A 14,990-nucleotide genomic window follows, 5' to 3' on the forward strand; every position below is an offset into this window, starting at 1 on the left:
CCCCCACGCCCTAAGGAAACGCCATGTCACGCTTTTTTATCGACCGGCCCATCTTTGCCTGGGTCATCGCCATCGTCATCATGTTGGCGGGGTTGCTGGCCATCCGCACCTTGCCCATTTCCCAATATCCGCCCATCGCGCCACCGGCGGTGAGCATCAGCGCGAGCTACCCCGGCGCTTCCGCGAAGACGGTGGAGGACAGCGTCACCCAGGTGATCGAACAGAAAATGAAGGGCATCGATCACCTCACCTACATGTCCTCCAGCAGCGATTCCACGGGCAACGTCAGCATCAACCTGACCTTCGATGCCGGTACCGATCCCGACATCGCCCAGGTGCAGGTACAGAACAAGCTTGCCCTGGCCACCCCGCTGCTGCCCCAGGAAGTACAAAAGCAGGGGGTGCAGGTGGCGAAGTCGTCCACCAACTTCCTCATGGTGTTGGGTTTCGTCTCTGAAAACGACAGCATGAGCGACATCGACCTGGGAGACTATGTGGCGTCCAACATCCAGGACATCATCGCCCGGGTCAACGGCGTCGGCGAAACCCAGTTGTTCGGCAGCAAGTACGCCATGCGCATCTGGCTGGATCCGGCCAAGCTGCAAAAGTACAAGCTCACGCCGGCGGAAGTCAGCGCCGCCATCGTCGCCCAGAACGCCCAGGTCACCGCCGGCCAGCTGGGCGGAATGCCCGCCATCAAAGGGCAGCAGCTCAACGCCACGGTGACGGCCCAGAGCCGCTTGCAGACGCAGGAACAGTTCGGCGACATCCTGCTGAAAACCGCCAGCGCCGGTTCCGTGGTGCGCCTGCGGGACGTAGCGCGGATCGAACTCGGTGGTGAAACGTACGACGTGGTGGCGCGCTATAACGGCAAGCCGGCGACGGGACTGGCGGTCAAGCTGGCCACCGGCGCCAACGCTCTGCAAACCGCCCAGGCGGTCAAGGCCAAGGTGCATGAGCTGGAGAAGTATTTTCCCCAGGGCATGAAGGCCGTGTTGCCCTACGACACCACGCCCTTCGTCGAAATTTCCATCGAGGAAGTGGTCAAGACCCTGGTGGAGGCCATCGCCCTGGTCTTCCTGGTGATGTACCTGTTCCTGCAAAATTTCCGCGCCACGCTGATCCCCACCATCGCCGTGCCGGTGGTCTTGCTGGGCACCTTCGGCGTGCTGGCCGCCGCCGGATTTTCCATCAACACCCTGACCATGTTCGGCATGGTGCTGGCCATCGGCTTGCTGGTGGACGACGCCATCGTCGTGGTGGAAAACGTCGAGCGGGTCATGAGCGAGGAAGGACTCTCGCCCAAGGAGGCGACCCGCAAGTCCATGAACCAGATCACCGGCGCTCTGATCGGCATCGCCCTGGTGCTGTCCGCCGTGTTCGTCCCTATGGCCTTCTTTGGCGGATCCACGGGTGTGATCTACCGGCAGTTCTCCATCACCATCGTCTCGGCCATGGTGCTGTCGGTGGTGGTGGCGCTGATCCTGACCCCGGCCCTGTGCGCCACCCTGCTCAAGCCGGTGGCCAAGGGCCACGTCGCTGCCGAGGATAGCCGCATGGGCCGTTTCTTCCTCTGGTTCAACCGGGGCTTTGACCTTACCAACAGCCGCAGCCGGACCATCGTTGGCCGCATGGTGGAGAATCCCAAGCGCTACCTGGTGATCTACGGTCTGGTGGTGGCCCTCATGGGCTTCCTTTTCCTCCGCCTGCCCACCGCGTTCTTGCCCGACGAAGACCAGGGCTTCCTGATGGCACAGGTGACCCTGCCCTCCGGGGCGACGACGGAACGCACCCTGAAGGTGATCGAGCAGGTGGAGCACCATTTCATGGAAGAGCAGAAGGAAGCCGTGGATTCCGTGTTCACCGTGACGGGCTTCAGCTTTGGCGGTAGCGGCCAGAACACGGGGCTGGCCTTCATCAACCTCAAGGACTGGAGCGTGCGCAAGCGTCCCGATCTGAAGGTCGCCGCCGTCGCTGGCAAGGCCATGGGGCGTTTCATGGGATTCCGCGATGCCCTGGCCTTCGCCTTTGCCCCGCCGGCCGTGGTGGAGCTGGGTAATGCCACCGGTTTCGACTTCCAGTTGCAGGACCGGGCCGGCCTCGGCCACCAGGCCCTAATGGACGCCCGTAACCAGTTGCTCGGCATGGCCGGGCAAAATCCGTTGCTGATGGCGGTGCGGCCCAATGGCCAGGACGACACGCCGGAATACAAGCTGGACATCGACACGGCCAAGGCCGGCGCCATGGGGCTCACCCAGGCCGACATCAACAGCGTGTTGCAAACGGCCTGGGGCAGCGCCTACGTCAATGACTTCATCGACAAGGGCCGGGTCAAGCGCGTCTACCTGCAAGGGGATGCGCCGGCGCGGATGGACCCGAAGGACTTCGACAAGTGGTACGTGAAGAACAGTGCCGGCGACATGGTGCCCTTCTCCTCCTTCGCCACCGCCCACTGGGCCTACGGTTCGCCGCGGCTGGAGCGGTACAACGGCCAGTCTTCCGTCGAAATCATGGGGCAGGCAGCACCCGGGCGTAGCAGCGGTGAAGCCATGGCCGCCATGGAGGAGATGGCCGCCAAGCTGCCGGCGGGGATAGGCTACGAATGGACCGGTTTGTCCTACCAGGAGCGCATGTCCGGCTCCCAGGCCCCGGCCCTCTACGCCATCTCCCTGTTGGTGGTCTTCCTCTGCCTGGCCGCTTTGTATGAGAGCTGGTCGATCCCCTTCTCGGTGATGCTGGTGGTCCCCCTGGGCATCATCGGCGCGTTGTTGGCTGCTCTGCTGCGAGGCATGTCCAACGACGTGTACTTCCAGGTAGGCCTGCTGATGACCATCGGTCTTTCCGCCAAGAACGCGATCCTGATCGTCGAATTCGCCAAGGAGCAGATGGAGCACGGCAAGGGGCTGGTGGAGGCGGCCATCGAGGCGGTACGTCTGCGCTTGCGTCCCATCGTCATGACTTCCCTGGCCTTCATCCTGGGGGTCTTGCCCCTGGCCATTTCCAGCGGAGCCGGTTCCGGCGCGCAGAACGCCATCGGTACCGGGGTGATCGGCGGCATGGTCACCGCCACCGTGCTGGCCGTGCTTTTCGTTCCTGTATTCTTTGTGGTCGTGCGGCGGGTCTTCAAGGGTAAGACGCCCGATGACCAGGCCAGCCAAGGGACCGCTGCCGAGGAGGCGCACTGACATGAATAAAACATTGATTGCCACCGCCCTGGCGACCCTGGTGCTGGCCGGTTGCGGCACCCTGGCGCCCGACTACGCGACACCGGCTGCCCCCATCCCCGCCCAGTGGCCGCAAGGAGCGGCTTATGGCAAGGCCATGGCCGATGAGGGCTCGCCGGTCACCGACCTGACATGGGATGTGTTCTTCACCGACCCGCAATTGCGACGCCTGATCGCCCTGGCCCTGGAAAACAACCGGGACCTGCGGGTGGCCAGCCTCAACATCGAGAAGGCCAGGGCCCAGTACCAGATCCAGCGGGCGGACCTCTTTCCCAGTATCAATGCCACGGTGGGCGGCACCAACCAGAAGACGCCCGCCAGCTTGTCCGCCACGGGCAAGGAGCTGGTGTCCCACCAGTACAACGCGGGGCTGGGATTTGCGTCCTATGAACTGGATTTCTTCGGCCGGATTCGCAGTCTCAAGGACCAGGCCCTCTACCAGTTCATGGCCACCGAAGAGGCGCGGCGCAGCGCCCAGATCAGCCTGGTGGCGGAAGTGGCCAATGCTTATCTGACCCTGGCCGCCGACAGCGAAAGACTGTCGATCGCCCAGGAAACCCTGGACAGCCAGCGCACTTCCTACGACATGACCAAGCGGCGCTTTGAGCTGGGCAGCGCTTCCGAACTGGATTTGCGCCAGGCCCAGACTAGCGTGGATTCCGCCCGGGGCGACGTTGCCCGCTATACCAGCCAAGTGGCCCAGGACCACAACGCGCTCGCCCTGTTGGTGGGCGGCACTTTGCCCGAGGATATTGAGCAAATCACGACCCTGGACCGGGTGTCGGTCCTGGCCAAGCTGCCCGAGGGCCTGCCTTCCTCCTGGCTGCAACGGCGTCCCGATGTGCTTCAGGCCGAGCGGCAATTGCAGGCCGCCAATGCCAATATCGGCGCGGCCCGGGCTGCCTTTTTCCCCAGCATCACCCTGACCGCCAGTGGCGGTTCGGCAAGCAACCAGTTGTCGGATTTATTCAAGAGCGGCTCCGGGGCCTGGAGTTTTTCACCCCAACTCAATCTGCCCATCTTCAATGCCGGGCGCAACCAGGCGAACCTGAAGGTGGCCGAGGTGGACAAAGACATCAGTCTGGCCCAGTATGAAAAGGCGGTGCAGACCGCCTTCCGCGAAACGGCTGACGCCCTGGCCCAGCATGGCACCCTGGGCGAGCAGTTGGATGCCCAGCGGTCCCTGACGGAAGCCACCGAAGTCAGCTATCGCCTGTCTCGGGCGCGCTACAACAAGGGCGTGGATAGCTATCTGGTGGTGCTGGATTCCCAGCGTTCCTACTATGCGGCCCAGCAAAACCTGATCACGGTGCGCCTGGCCGAGCTTTCCAATCAGGTGACCCTGTACAAGGTGCTGGGCGGCGGCGGGTGATCCGTCAGGCTAGCGGATTTTCCCTGTACCCCAAACAAAAGCCCCGCAGCGATGACCGCTGCGGGGCTTTATTCTTGGCTATGTAGTCAGGGTCAGACGTTGAACAGGAAGTTCAGCACGTCGCCGTCCTTGACCACGTAATCCTTGCCTTCCGCCCGCATCTTGCCGGCTTCCTTGGCACCCTGTTCGCCCTTGTAGGCGATGAAGTCGGCGAAGGAGATGGTCTGGGCACGGATGAAGCCGCGTTCGAAGTCGGTATGAATGACGCCGGCCGCCTGGGGGGCGGTATCGCCGACGTGGATGGTCCAGGCGCGCACTTCCTTCACGCCAGCGGTGAAGTAGGTCTGCAAACCCAACAGCTTGTAGCCGGCGCGGATCAGGCGGTCCAGGCCGGGTTCTTCCAATCCCATGTCGGCCAGGAACATCTGCTTTTCCTCGGCGTCCAGGTCGGCGATCTCGGCTTCGATGGCGGCGCAGAGGGCCACCACTTGGGCGCCTTCCTTGGCGGCATGGGCCGTGACTGCGTCCAGGTGGGGGTTGTTGCTGAAGCCGTCTTCCTTCACGTTGGCCACGTAGAGCACGGGCTTGGCGGTGATGAGGCAGAACTGCTTGATGGCGGCTTTTTCTTCCTTGGACAGATCGAGGCCGCGCACGGGCTTGGCTTCATTCAATTGGGCCGCACACTTTTCGAGCACAGCCACGAGGATCTTGGCGTCCTTGTCGCCGGCGGAGGCGGGCTTCTTGTAGCGGGTGATGGCCTTTTCAACGGTGGCCATGTCAGCCAGCGCCAGTTCGGTGTCGATCACTTCGATGTCACGGATGGGATCGACGGAGCCGGAAACGTGCACCACGTTGTCGTCGGCGAAGCAGCGCACCACATGGACGATGGCGTCGGTTTCGCGGATGTTGGCGAGGAACTGGTTGCCCAGGCCTTCGCCCTTGGAGGCACCCGCCACCAGGCCGGCGATGTCCACGAATTCGACGATGGCGTGCTGGATCTTCTGGGGATTGACGATCTTGGCCAGTTCGTCCAGGCGCGGATCGGGCACTTCCACGATGCCCACATTGGGCTCGATGGTGCAGAAGGGATAGTTGGCCGCTTCAATGCCCGCCTTGGTCAGGGCGTTGAAGAGGGTGGACTTGCCGACATTGGGCAGGCCGACGATGCCGCATTGCAAAGCCATAACTAAATTTCTTTCATTGATCAATGCACCATCAAGCCCCAACGCATACGAATTAAGTAACCAACGATGCGAAGCTAATGGTATGTGTGGTTAATGAATAGATAGAAATAACAAAGTATCTCTAAATGATTTATTGGGGGATGTCCCGGGGTAATGGATAAAAAATCTTTCTATATTCAACATTCTATACTGGTGTGGCAGATATGAGCGCAATACTATGTACAGATTTTATTGTTTATCTAAAAGTCTCAATAGTTTTTCACCTAGAAATGCCGAGCCCGTCATTGTTAAGTGCTCCTGGTCGCTATATATAAGTTCATTATTGATGGAAGCTGAGCATGATTTCGTGTCGCACAAATAATCAGATGATGTAAAAACTTTAACATCGTTGAATTTTTTGGTGATGGAAAGCGCCATTTCATGAAACTCTTTATCTTTTGCAACAGACTCTTCCCTGGTCATTTTGCATAAGCTGTGTAGTTTCTCTGTCTCATTTGCAGCAGGCTCAGGTGTCGAGAAACATGACTTCGATGGAATGGTCATTTTCGGCCAATCCAAAAAAACGATGACTTTTTTGCCATGGTTTCGTAAAAAAACCAAAGAGTCTTCGAGTGCAGTTTTCCAGATTACGCGCCCATCCTCCAAGTCTGGATGATCGACTAGCGTTGTGATTTTTTTACCGTGCTCGAAATAACTATTGCCAGACAACAGAAGTACAACTGTCTCGATCGATTTAGTATTTGCGAGTATGTCGAAAGCCTGTTTGTTAATTAGCGCTGTTTTTCGGATCTCCCGCTGGTCTATCAAATACGACTTGGGCTCATAAGTGCCAACCCCTAATAGCACCAGAGCTCCATTTCTTCGTAAATTTATAAAATTGATATCCTTTTGGTCGTTAGTTATCTTGGCTAGGCCTTCAAATATATTGCCGGAATGAGAGTTTCCTAAAATGGCGACTGTAGGAGCTGCTTTATGCTGTAAAAAGCAACCGCCCTCGAAGTCAGGGTAGCGGTCCTTGCAATTGGCGGAATAAATAATGGTGTCATCGAAACTCACCGATCTGAGTCCGATTTTATTGTTCAACCTATAAAGAGACAGCATGCGGAACGATAGGCCATCTCTGTCATATGTGTTGTATCCAATGTAGGCTAAAAAAATTGAAAGCACGATCAACACTATGGAAATCTTTCTTCTTCCGCCCTTCTTGTACCGCAATGGTCTCTCTATCAGATACGTAGAGATAACTGCTAATGCAACACTGAGCATTATCAAGGAACAGCTAATCAATGCTGATGGCCGTTCCCCGATGAGTATTACCGCAGCGGACAAAATAGTCCAGTGCCATAGATACAGAGAGTAACTTATACCACCGATAAAAACAGTGAATTTATTCGATAGTGCGAATGTGCTAACCCGGTTGGTTTCATTCGCCAAGATAATCATGGCTGCCCCTATTGTTGGCATTATTGCTCTCACGCCAGGGTATGGGGAATTATCTTCGAATATATATGCGCTTAGTAGGGTTAGAGATAAACCTAGCGCTGAAATAAGCTCTGGAGGAAATGCTTTTCCGAAGCGTATATCTAACGTCGTCCTCGCATTTTCAATATGCAAAGCAAGTAACCCTCCAATCATCAGTTCCCAGTATCGAGAAACTGGAGAAAGAAAGGCCAGTTTGGGGTCGATTAGATAGGTAAAAACTAGATTTGCAAGTAGTGAGGAAAGTAGAGCGAAAATAAGGAAGAAATTTAATGATAATTTTTTTCGAAAAACCCAATAAATAAGCGGAGGGAAAACAATATAAAACTGTTCCTCAACTGCCAGCGACCACAAGTGCATAAGTGGTTTCTGCAATGCTTCTACATCGAAATATCCAGTTTCATTCCATAGTAGGAAGTTCTCTACAAAAAGTAATCCGGCTGAAACGTGCTTGCCTAGTTCCTTATATTCGGCCGGCAGAAAGAGAAACCACCCGGTAATAACAAGCGTAATCGCAACTAACAATAATGCTGGAAATATTCTTAGTACTCGGTTTACATAAAATCCGAGCAGATCAATCGATCCATCCGTTAATTCGGTGTAGATGATTCTTGAAATTAAGTAGCCCGAGATTACAAAGAAAACATCAACCCCCACGAAACCGCCGCTAAGTGCGTTGGGGAAGTAATGAAATAAAACAACCAGAACAACCGCTAGCGCACGTAACCCATCAATGTCTGCTCTATAGGTAATGCGATTAGACATAAAATAAATCCTTGGTTGGTAGGCTTGCGCTGTGGTATGGGTCGTTTATTTATAATATTAGGCTGCCATTCATATAGCAGCCTGCAATATTAAGTGAATTAAGCGGTACATCAGTTAAGCGATGTTTATTGTGAATGTCGTGGTAATAATGCCTGTCGAGCTGAGTGCTGAGGCAAGTAGGTCAGTTCAGTAGTTTCCTGAAGTTTGTGCGAAGATTTTTGGGTTGTAAGTATTGCGATGCTTTTGTTTCATCGTCGCAGGAGGTTGATTTCTTAATTATTGGGGAATAGGAACAACATGTCACCCGCTGCCTTTAGAAAGGGATCCTCATTCAATAGAAAGCTTCTGTGAAGGAGGTTTCGTGTTGATTTTGCGGGTGGCGGCTTCCATGTCGCCCCGGGCGATATCGCTCCAGGCCAGCAGGGCCCGGTCGATGGCGGTGTCGATGTCCGCCTGCTCTTCCTTGCGGGCGGCCTTGAGCACGTAGTTGGCCACTTCGGCCTTGTCGCCGGGGTGGCCGATGCCCAGCCGCAGGCGCCAGTAATCCTGGGTGCCCAGCTTGGCGGTGATGTCCTTGAGGCCGTTATGACCACCGAGGCCGCCACCGAACTTGAGACGCATCTGCCCCGGCGGGAGATCCAGTTCGTCGTGGACCACCAGCATTTCGTTGGGCTGTATGCGGTAGAAGTGGGTCAGGGCTTGGACAGCTTGGCCCGAGCGGTTCATAAAGGTGGCCGGCATCAATAGCCAGACCCCCGCGCTGCGCGCATTGGCGACCCAGCCGTGGAAACGGGATTCGCTGCTGAAGCTCGTCCCCAGTTCCCGTGCCAGACGCTCACAAAACCAAAACCCGGCGTTGTGCCGGGTTTCGGTGTATTCGGTCCCGGGGTTGCCGAGACCGACGATCAGACGAATGTTCGCCTGGGTCACGTCACTGCTTAGGCAGCGGGCGCGGCCGGAGCGGCAGGTTCTTCGTCCTTGCCACCCTTGATCACGATGGCGGCAACCACGGGGTCGCCTTCGCCGTGATGGACCACTTCCACGCCCTTGGGCAGAGCCAGTTGGGAAACGTGGATGGAATGGCCGGCGGCCAGATCCTTCAGGTCCACTTCGATGAAGGCGGGCAGGTCGCCGGGCAGGCACTTCACGTCGATTTCGGTGATGACGTGGGAGACTTGGCCGCCCTGGGTCTTCACGCCGGGAGCGATGTCGGCGTTGATGAAGTGCAGGGGCACCTTCTGGTGGATGGCGTGGGTGGCGTCAACCCGTTGCAGATCCACGTGCAGGATCAGCTGACGGTAGGGGTGGCGCTGCACGTCGCGCAGCAGGACGGTTTCCTTGGCGCCGGCCACGTTCAGGTTGAGCACGGAGGAATAGAAGGCCTCCTTGCGCAGCAGCTGATAGATCTCGTTGTGGTCGAACTCCACCGCCAGGGGGGCGGCGGTGCCGCCGTAGATGATGCCGGGGACCCGGCCAGCACGACGCAGGCGGCGGCTCGCACTCGATCCCTGCAGTTCGCGCTTGGTAGCGTTAAATTCAATAGTCATGACAACTCCAAAAATTAAACCCGTCCGCGACCAGACAGGTTGTTGAAAAACCCGGCGGCCGGATGGCCGCCGGGCGAAACTCAATCCATGAACATGGAGGACACGGACTCGTCGTTGCTGATGCGGCGGATGGTGTCGGCCATCAGCCCGGCAATGCTGGCCACCTTGATGCGGGGCGACTTCTGGGCCTCTTCGGAGAGGGGGATGGTGTCGGTGACCACCAGTTCGTCCAGGTCGGATTCGTTAATGCGGGCCACGGCGGTGCCGGACAGCACCGGGTGGGTGGCGTAGGCCAGCACGCGCTTGGCGCCGTTCTGCTTGAGGGCCTGGGCGGCCTTGCACAGGGTGCCGGCGGTGTCCACGATGTCGTCCATGATGACGCAGGTGCGGCCCTTGACGTCGCCGATGATGTTCATCACCTCGGACACGTTGGCCTTGGGCCGGCGCTTGTCGATGATGGCCAGGTCGGTTTCCAGCTGCTTGGCGAAGGCGCGGGCGCGGACCACGCCGCCCACGTCGGGGGACACCACCATCAGGTCGCCGTAGTGCTGGGCGCGCAGGTGGCCGAGCAGGGCGGGGGAGGCGTAGACGTTGTCCACCGCGATGTCGAAGAAGCCCTGGATCTGGTCGGCGTGCAGGTCGACGGTCAGCACCCGGTCAACGCCGGCGGTTTGCAGCATGTTGGCGACGACCTTGGCCGTGATGGGCACCCGGGCGGAGCGGGGGCGGCGGTCCTGGCGGGCGTAGCCGAAGTAGGGTATCGCGGCGGTGATCCGGCCGGCGGAGGCGCGCTTGAGGGCGTCGGCCAGGATGACGACTTCCATCAGGTTGTCGTTGGTCGGCACACAGGTGGGCTGGAGGATGAACACGTCGCGACCGCGCACGTGTTCCAGGATCTCCACGTTGATCTCGCCGTCGGAAAAACGGGAGACGTTGGCGCGACCGAGGGAAATCCCGAGTTGCTTGACGACGTCAGCCGCGAGTTTCGGGTTGGCGTTGCCGGTGAAGACCATCAAGCTGTCAAATGACATGGCTGCCTCTGCAAACGAAGCGGGCAGACCGTGGTGGGTCTGCCCGGCGAAATTTGGCAGGGGAGGAAGGATTCGAACCTTCGCATGCCGGAATCAAAATCCGGTGCCTTAACCAGCTTGGCGACTCCCCTACTCGGCAAAGGGCGAATACCCAGCGCCGAAAGGACGCGCATTTTCGGCGGTTTTCTTTTCGCCGTCAACCCAAAAGTGGATGTTTGTGCAATCCGCGGGCGACGAAACCCGCCATGTCGGTGGGCAGGGCGGCCAGGGCCGCCTCGGCATCCGCCGCCGTGGCGAATTCGGCGAAGCAACAGGCGCCGGAACCGCTCATGGCGGCGCGGCGGGCCTGGCCCAGGGTGCGCAGCCAGGCCAGGTGGCGGGCGACTTCGGGATACAGGCGACAGGCCACGGGCTCTAGGTCGTTGCCGCCGAAGTCCGGCTGCCAGTCCGCCGGGACGATGGGCGGGGTGTTCCGCCGCAGCTCCGGGTCGCGGAAGATAGTGGGGGTCGGCACCGCCACCGGCGGTACCAGGATCAAGTACCAGGCCTCGGCCACCGTAACGTCGGTGAAGCGTTCGCCGACGCCCTCGGCAAAGGTGCTGCAACCGTGGACGAAAACCGGCACGTCGGCGCCGAGGCCGAGGCCGATGGCCTCCAACTGGGGGCGGGACAGCCCGCAGCCCCACAGACTGTTGAGGGCCACCAGGGTCGTGGCGGCGTCGGAGCTGCCGCCGCCGAGGCCGCCGCCCATGGGCAGGTGTTTTTCCAGGGTGATGTCCGCGCCCTGGCGGCAGCCGCTGGCGGCTTGCAAGGCCAGGGCGGCGCGCACCGTCAGATCCTGCTCGGCGGGAACGCCGGGGAGGGGGGTGGTCAGGACGATCCGGCCGTCGCTGCGGGGGGAAAAGCGCAGCAGGTCGCAGCGGTCCACGAAGCGGAACACGGTTTGCAGCAGGTGGTAGCCGTCGTCCCGGCGCCCCACCACGTGGAGGAACAGGTTGATCTTGGCCGGCGCGGGCCAGGTGCGGTGCCAGTCAGGAGCGGGAGTCACGGCAGTTGCCAGTCGTCGATTTTGATGCGGACCGTCAGCTCGTCCCGCCGCAGTTCCAGCAACTGGGGCAGGGCGTTGGCGGCGTCGGATTCATAGCGCAGCACGTCCACCTGCCAATCGCCGGTGGACGCGACGCGGCCCAGCACCCAGTCGGGCAGGGCGGCCAGGGGCAGATCCACGCCGAGCAGTTGCCGCGCCAGGCTGTCGGCATCGGCGGCCTCGACCACTTTGTGGTCGGCGCCGGTCAGGCGGGCACCCGTTTCATCCCGGGCCAGTTCGGCCAGGCCCTGGCCGAGGGGGCCAGTGAGCAGCAGTTGGTCCCGTGCCGGGCTGTGCTGCCATTGGATGCCGGCCTGGTAGGACTTGTCGCCCTGGCGCACCGAAATCCGACCCTCTAGGGTGAAGGCGACGATGGCGGCCCGTTCCGGCCGGGGCGGCAGTTCCCGGGGCTCCAGGGTGATGCAGGCGGCGAGGAACAGGCAGGCCGCCGTCAGGAGCGGCCAGGAGCGGACACGACGATTCAAGGCAGCAGGCGTTTGCGGGTGCTGTTGAGCAATTCGTTGCGGGGATCGAGCTTGTAGGCGGCGTCCCAGACGCCGCGGGCTTCGTCCTGCCGGCCCTGGCGCCACAGCACCTCGCCCAGGTGGGCGGCGAATTCGGCGTCGCTGCGCAGGGCGGTGGCCTTGCGCAACCAGGCCTCGGCCTCGCTCAGCTTGCCCAGGCGGAAATCCAGCCAGCCCCGGCTGTCGAGGATGAAAGGGTCGTTGGGGGCCAGGGCCAGGGCCTTGTCCAGCAACTGCTGCGCTTCCTCCAGATGGACGTTGCGGTCGGCGTAGGAATAGCCGAGGGCGTTGTAGGCCTGGGCATGGTCGGGCTTGAGCTTGATCAGCTTGCGCAGGTTGCGCTCCAGGGCGTCGTACTTGCCGAGCTTTTCCGCCACCAGGGCGGATTCATAGAGCAGCACCGGCTCTTCCGGCTGTTCCGTCAGGGCTTTGTCCAGCACGGAGTAGGCCTCGGCATCCTTGCCCTTTTCCGACAGCAACTGGGTCTGGGCCAGCAGCAATTGCAGCTTTTCCTTGGGGTTTGCGGCCAGGGCCTTGTTCAGGTGATCCATGGCGTCGTCGCCACGACCCAAGCCGTAGAGCAGGGCCGCGGCCCGACTCTGGGCCGAGACGAAGCGGTTGTGGCCGGGGCTGATGCCGTCGTAGTAGCCCAGGGCTTCCTCGACATGGCCATGCTCCTCGGCGTATTGGCCCAGGTACAGGCGCACGCTGTCCTTGTCGGCGAAATTCATGTCGAGCAGGCGGCGCAGCAGCTTTTCGCCCTGGGCGCCTTCGCCCACCTGCAAGGCCAGCAGGCCCGTGGCGTAGAGCAGTTCGGGGTTGTCCGGCTGTTGGGCCAGCAATTGGGCGAAGGCCTGACGGGCCTCGGCGTAACGCTTCATTTCCACCAGCAGGCGCGCCCGGGTCAGCCGGGTTTCGCTGTAGTCCCGCTCGCCGCCCTGGGCCAGCAGCCGGTCCAGGGTGGCCAGGGCTTGCTCGGGCGTGGCCGCCTGGAGCTGGGCCTTGAACAGGCTGGCGGCTTCCCAGTCGGGCTTGAGGCGGACGGCCTCGTCGATGCTGGCCAGGGCGGCGGCTTCGTCGCCGGCGGCCACGGCGGCCTGGGCCCGGGCGTAATGGGCCTCGGGCAGGGCGATGTAGGGTTCGCTGACCTGTTGGATCAGGTGCTGGACGGCGGCCCGGTCCTGGACCCGGAGGAAGATGCGGTTGAGCAAAAGCAGGGCGCCGCCGGCATTGGGGCCTTCCGCCTTGAGGGCGGCGGAGAGGGCGGTGGAAAGTTCATCCACCTTGCCGCTGTTGGCCAACAGGGTCCAGAAGGTTTGCCGGGCCTGGGCCGATTCCGGCTCCAGTTCCACCCAGATGCGGGCCGATTCCAGGGCCAGGGCGGGTTGTTGGCCGAAATAGGCGATCTCGGTGGCCCGCTTGGCGATGCGCGGGTCGCGGGTGTTGCGGGCGAGATCGGCATAGATATTGGCCGACAGGGGGAGCTGGCCGCGGTTGGCGGCGATTTCCGCCAACAGGTATTGGTAGAGCACCTGTCCGGTCAGGCTGCTGGTTTCCGTCGGGGTCTCGGCCTTGGTTGCCGGCGCATCAGCCGCTGGCGCGGCGCCGGCCTTGTCGTCCGCCATGGCCGGCGCCGCGCACCACCCTGCCAGCAGGGCGACCAGCAACAGGGCGGGGGTGCGGCGGGACAAGGGGCGCATGGTGAGGGGCCGGACAATTAGAATGCGGCGATGTTAGCAGTTTCGGCCCGGCCGCCGCCGTGCGGGGTGTTACCGGGCGTTAGCCAGTAGACCCTGTCGCCATGCCCGAATTACCCGAAGTCGAAGTGACCCGCCTGGGTATCGCCCCGAACCTGGAAGGCCGCATCCTGCGCCGGACGGTGCTGCGCACCCCGGCCTTGCGCTATCCCCTGCCCGCCGACCTGGAGCGCCGTATTGGCGGCCAAGTGTTGCGGGCGGTGCGGCGGCGGGGCAAGTACCTGCTGCTGGATTTCGGCGTGGGCCAGGTACTGCTGCACCTGGGCATGTCCGGTAGCCTGCGCCTGGTGCCGGCCCGCCAGGCGGCGGAAAAGCACGACCACGTGGATTTGGTGTTCGCCCCGGTGGCTGGGGAACGGGAGGAAACCGCCCTGCGCCTGCGCGATCCGCGCCGCTTCGGCGCCCTGCTCTGGCTGCCGGGCTCGCCCGAGGCGGCCATGGCCCATCCGCTGCTGGCGGTACTGGGCATCGAGCCTTTGTCCGACGAATTCACGCCGCGCTGGCTGTTCGACCAGACCCGGGGCCTGAGCGCGGCCATCAAGACCACCCTGATGGACGGCCACCGCCTGGTCGGGGTGGGCAACATCTACGCCTCGGAAAGCCTGTTCCGCGCCGGCATCGACCCGCGCACGGCGGCGGGAAAGATTTCCCTGCAACGCTACGCCCGGCTGGTGCCGGCGGTGCGCGCCACCCTGGCCGAGGCTATCGCCGCCGGCGGCAGCAGCCTGCGGGACTTCATCCATTCCGACGGCTCCAGCGGCTACTTTCAGTTGCAGACCGCCGTCTATGGCCGGGAAGGGGAGCCCTGCCGCCGCTGTGGCGGGCCGGTGAAGATGATCCGCCAGGGCCAGCGCGCCACCTTCTTCTGTCCCCGCTGCCAGCGCTAGGGCGTCGGGCGAGGCACCGGCGCCGGTCAACGCCAAGACCCTTTCCTTATTCAGGACATAGATGATCGTCAGCTGGAAAATCTGATTTTCCAGTCCATCATGACTGCCTAATATGCCGCCGGTGTCGATTACA

Annotated in this window: 11 protein-coding genes and 1 tRNA gene; 3 read left to right on the forward strand and 9 right to left on the reverse strand. The window is 61.1% G+C overall.

Translation table 11 applies throughout. The features are described from left to right. Window positions 1-23: 23 nt before the first annotated feature. Window positions 24-3,185, forward strand: a complete 3,162-nt coding sequence (locus tag ACYQ2U_RS07035) for an efflux RND transporter permease subunit (RefSeq protein WP_459949648.1) — start codon at window positions 24-26, stop codon at window positions 3,183-3,185. A gap of 1 nt (window position 3,186) precedes the next feature. Next, a complete protein-coding gene (gene adeC, locus ACYQ2U_RS07040) occupies window positions 3,187-4,596 on the forward strand; it encodes an AdeC/AdeK/OprM family multidrug efflux complex outer membrane factor (protein WP_459949649.1) in 1,410 nt (469 codons plus the stop codon). A gap of 92 nt (window positions 4,597-4,688) precedes the next feature. On the opposite strand, the gene ychF is transcribed toward adeC, so the two are convergent. From ychF to ACYQ2U_RS07085, 9 genes are all read right to left on the reverse strand, one after another. Beyond that, complete coding sequence (gene ychF, locus ACYQ2U_RS07045) at window positions 4,689-5,780, reverse strand: redox-regulated ATPase YchF (RefSeq protein ID WP_459949650.1); 1,092 nt, start codon at window positions 5,778-5,780, stop codon at window positions 4,689-4,691. Between the two features lie 228 nt (window positions 5,781-6,008). Further along, the gene (locus ACYQ2U_RS07050) at window positions 6,009-8,024 is read right to left on the reverse strand and encodes an acyltransferase family protein (RefSeq protein ID WP_459949651.1); all 2,016 of its coding nucleotides are present in this window, start codon (window positions 8,022-8,024) and stop codon (window positions 6,009-6,011) included. A gap of 327 nt (window positions 8,025-8,351) precedes the next feature. Continuing rightward, a complete protein-coding gene (gene pth, locus ACYQ2U_RS07055) occupies window positions 8,352-8,954 on the reverse strand; it encodes an aminoacyl-tRNA hydrolase (protein ID WP_459949652.1) in 603 nt (200 codons plus the stop codon). An 8-nt stretch (window positions 8,955-8,962) separates the two neighbouring features. Then, on the reverse strand, window positions 8,963-9,571 hold the full coding sequence (locus tag ACYQ2U_RS07060) for a 50S ribosomal protein L25/general stress protein Ctc (RefSeq protein WP_459949653.1): 609 nt from the start codon (window positions 9,569-9,571) through the stop codon (window positions 8,963-8,965). A gap of 80 nt (window positions 9,572-9,651) precedes the next feature. Beyond that, window positions 9,652-10,602 carry a ribose-phosphate pyrophosphokinase gene (locus ACYQ2U_RS07065; RefSeq protein WP_459949654.1) on the reverse strand — a complete coding sequence of 317 codons (951 nt, stop codon included), beginning with the start codon at window positions 10,600-10,602 and terminating at the stop codon, window positions 9,652-9,654. 54 nt (window positions 10,603-10,656) lie between these two features. Beyond that, window positions 10,657-10,733, reverse strand: a tRNA-Gln gene (locus ACYQ2U_RS07070). Between the two features lie 65 nt (window positions 10,734-10,798). After that, a complete protein-coding gene (gene ispE, locus ACYQ2U_RS07075) occupies window positions 10,799-11,650 on the reverse strand; it encodes a 4-(cytidine 5'-diphospho)-2-C-methyl-D-erythritol kinase (RefSeq protein ID WP_459949655.1) in 852 nt (283 codons plus the stop codon). Further along, entirely contained in the window at window positions 11,647-12,174 is a 528-nt protein-coding gene (locus tag ACYQ2U_RS07080) for an outer membrane lipoprotein LolB (protein WP_459949656.1), read from the reverse strand. The genes ispE and ACYQ2U_RS07080 overlap by 4 nt, the downstream gene beginning before the upstream one ends. Further along, window positions 12,171-13,913 carry a tetratricopeptide repeat protein gene (locus ACYQ2U_RS07085; protein WP_459949657.1) on the reverse strand — a complete coding sequence of 581 codons (1,743 nt, stop codon included), beginning with the start codon at window positions 13,911-13,913 and terminating at the stop codon, window positions 12,171-12,173. The genes ACYQ2U_RS07080 and ACYQ2U_RS07085 overlap by 4 nt, the downstream gene beginning before the upstream one ends. Window positions 13,914-14,014: 101 nt before the next feature. On the opposite strand from ACYQ2U_RS07085, the gene mutM reads away from it, so the two are divergent. Beyond that, window positions 14,015-14,857: a bifunctional DNA-formamidopyrimidine glycosylase/DNA-(apurinic or apyrimidinic site) lyase gene (gene mutM / locus ACYQ2U_RS07090; RefSeq protein ID WP_459949658.1), complete on the forward strand. Its 843-nt coding sequence runs from the start codon at window positions 14,015-14,017 to the stop codon at window positions 14,855-14,857. The last annotated feature ends 133 nt before the right edge of the window (window positions 14,858-14,990 follow it).

The organism is Denitratisoma sp. agr-D3 (genome assembly GCF_054658675.1).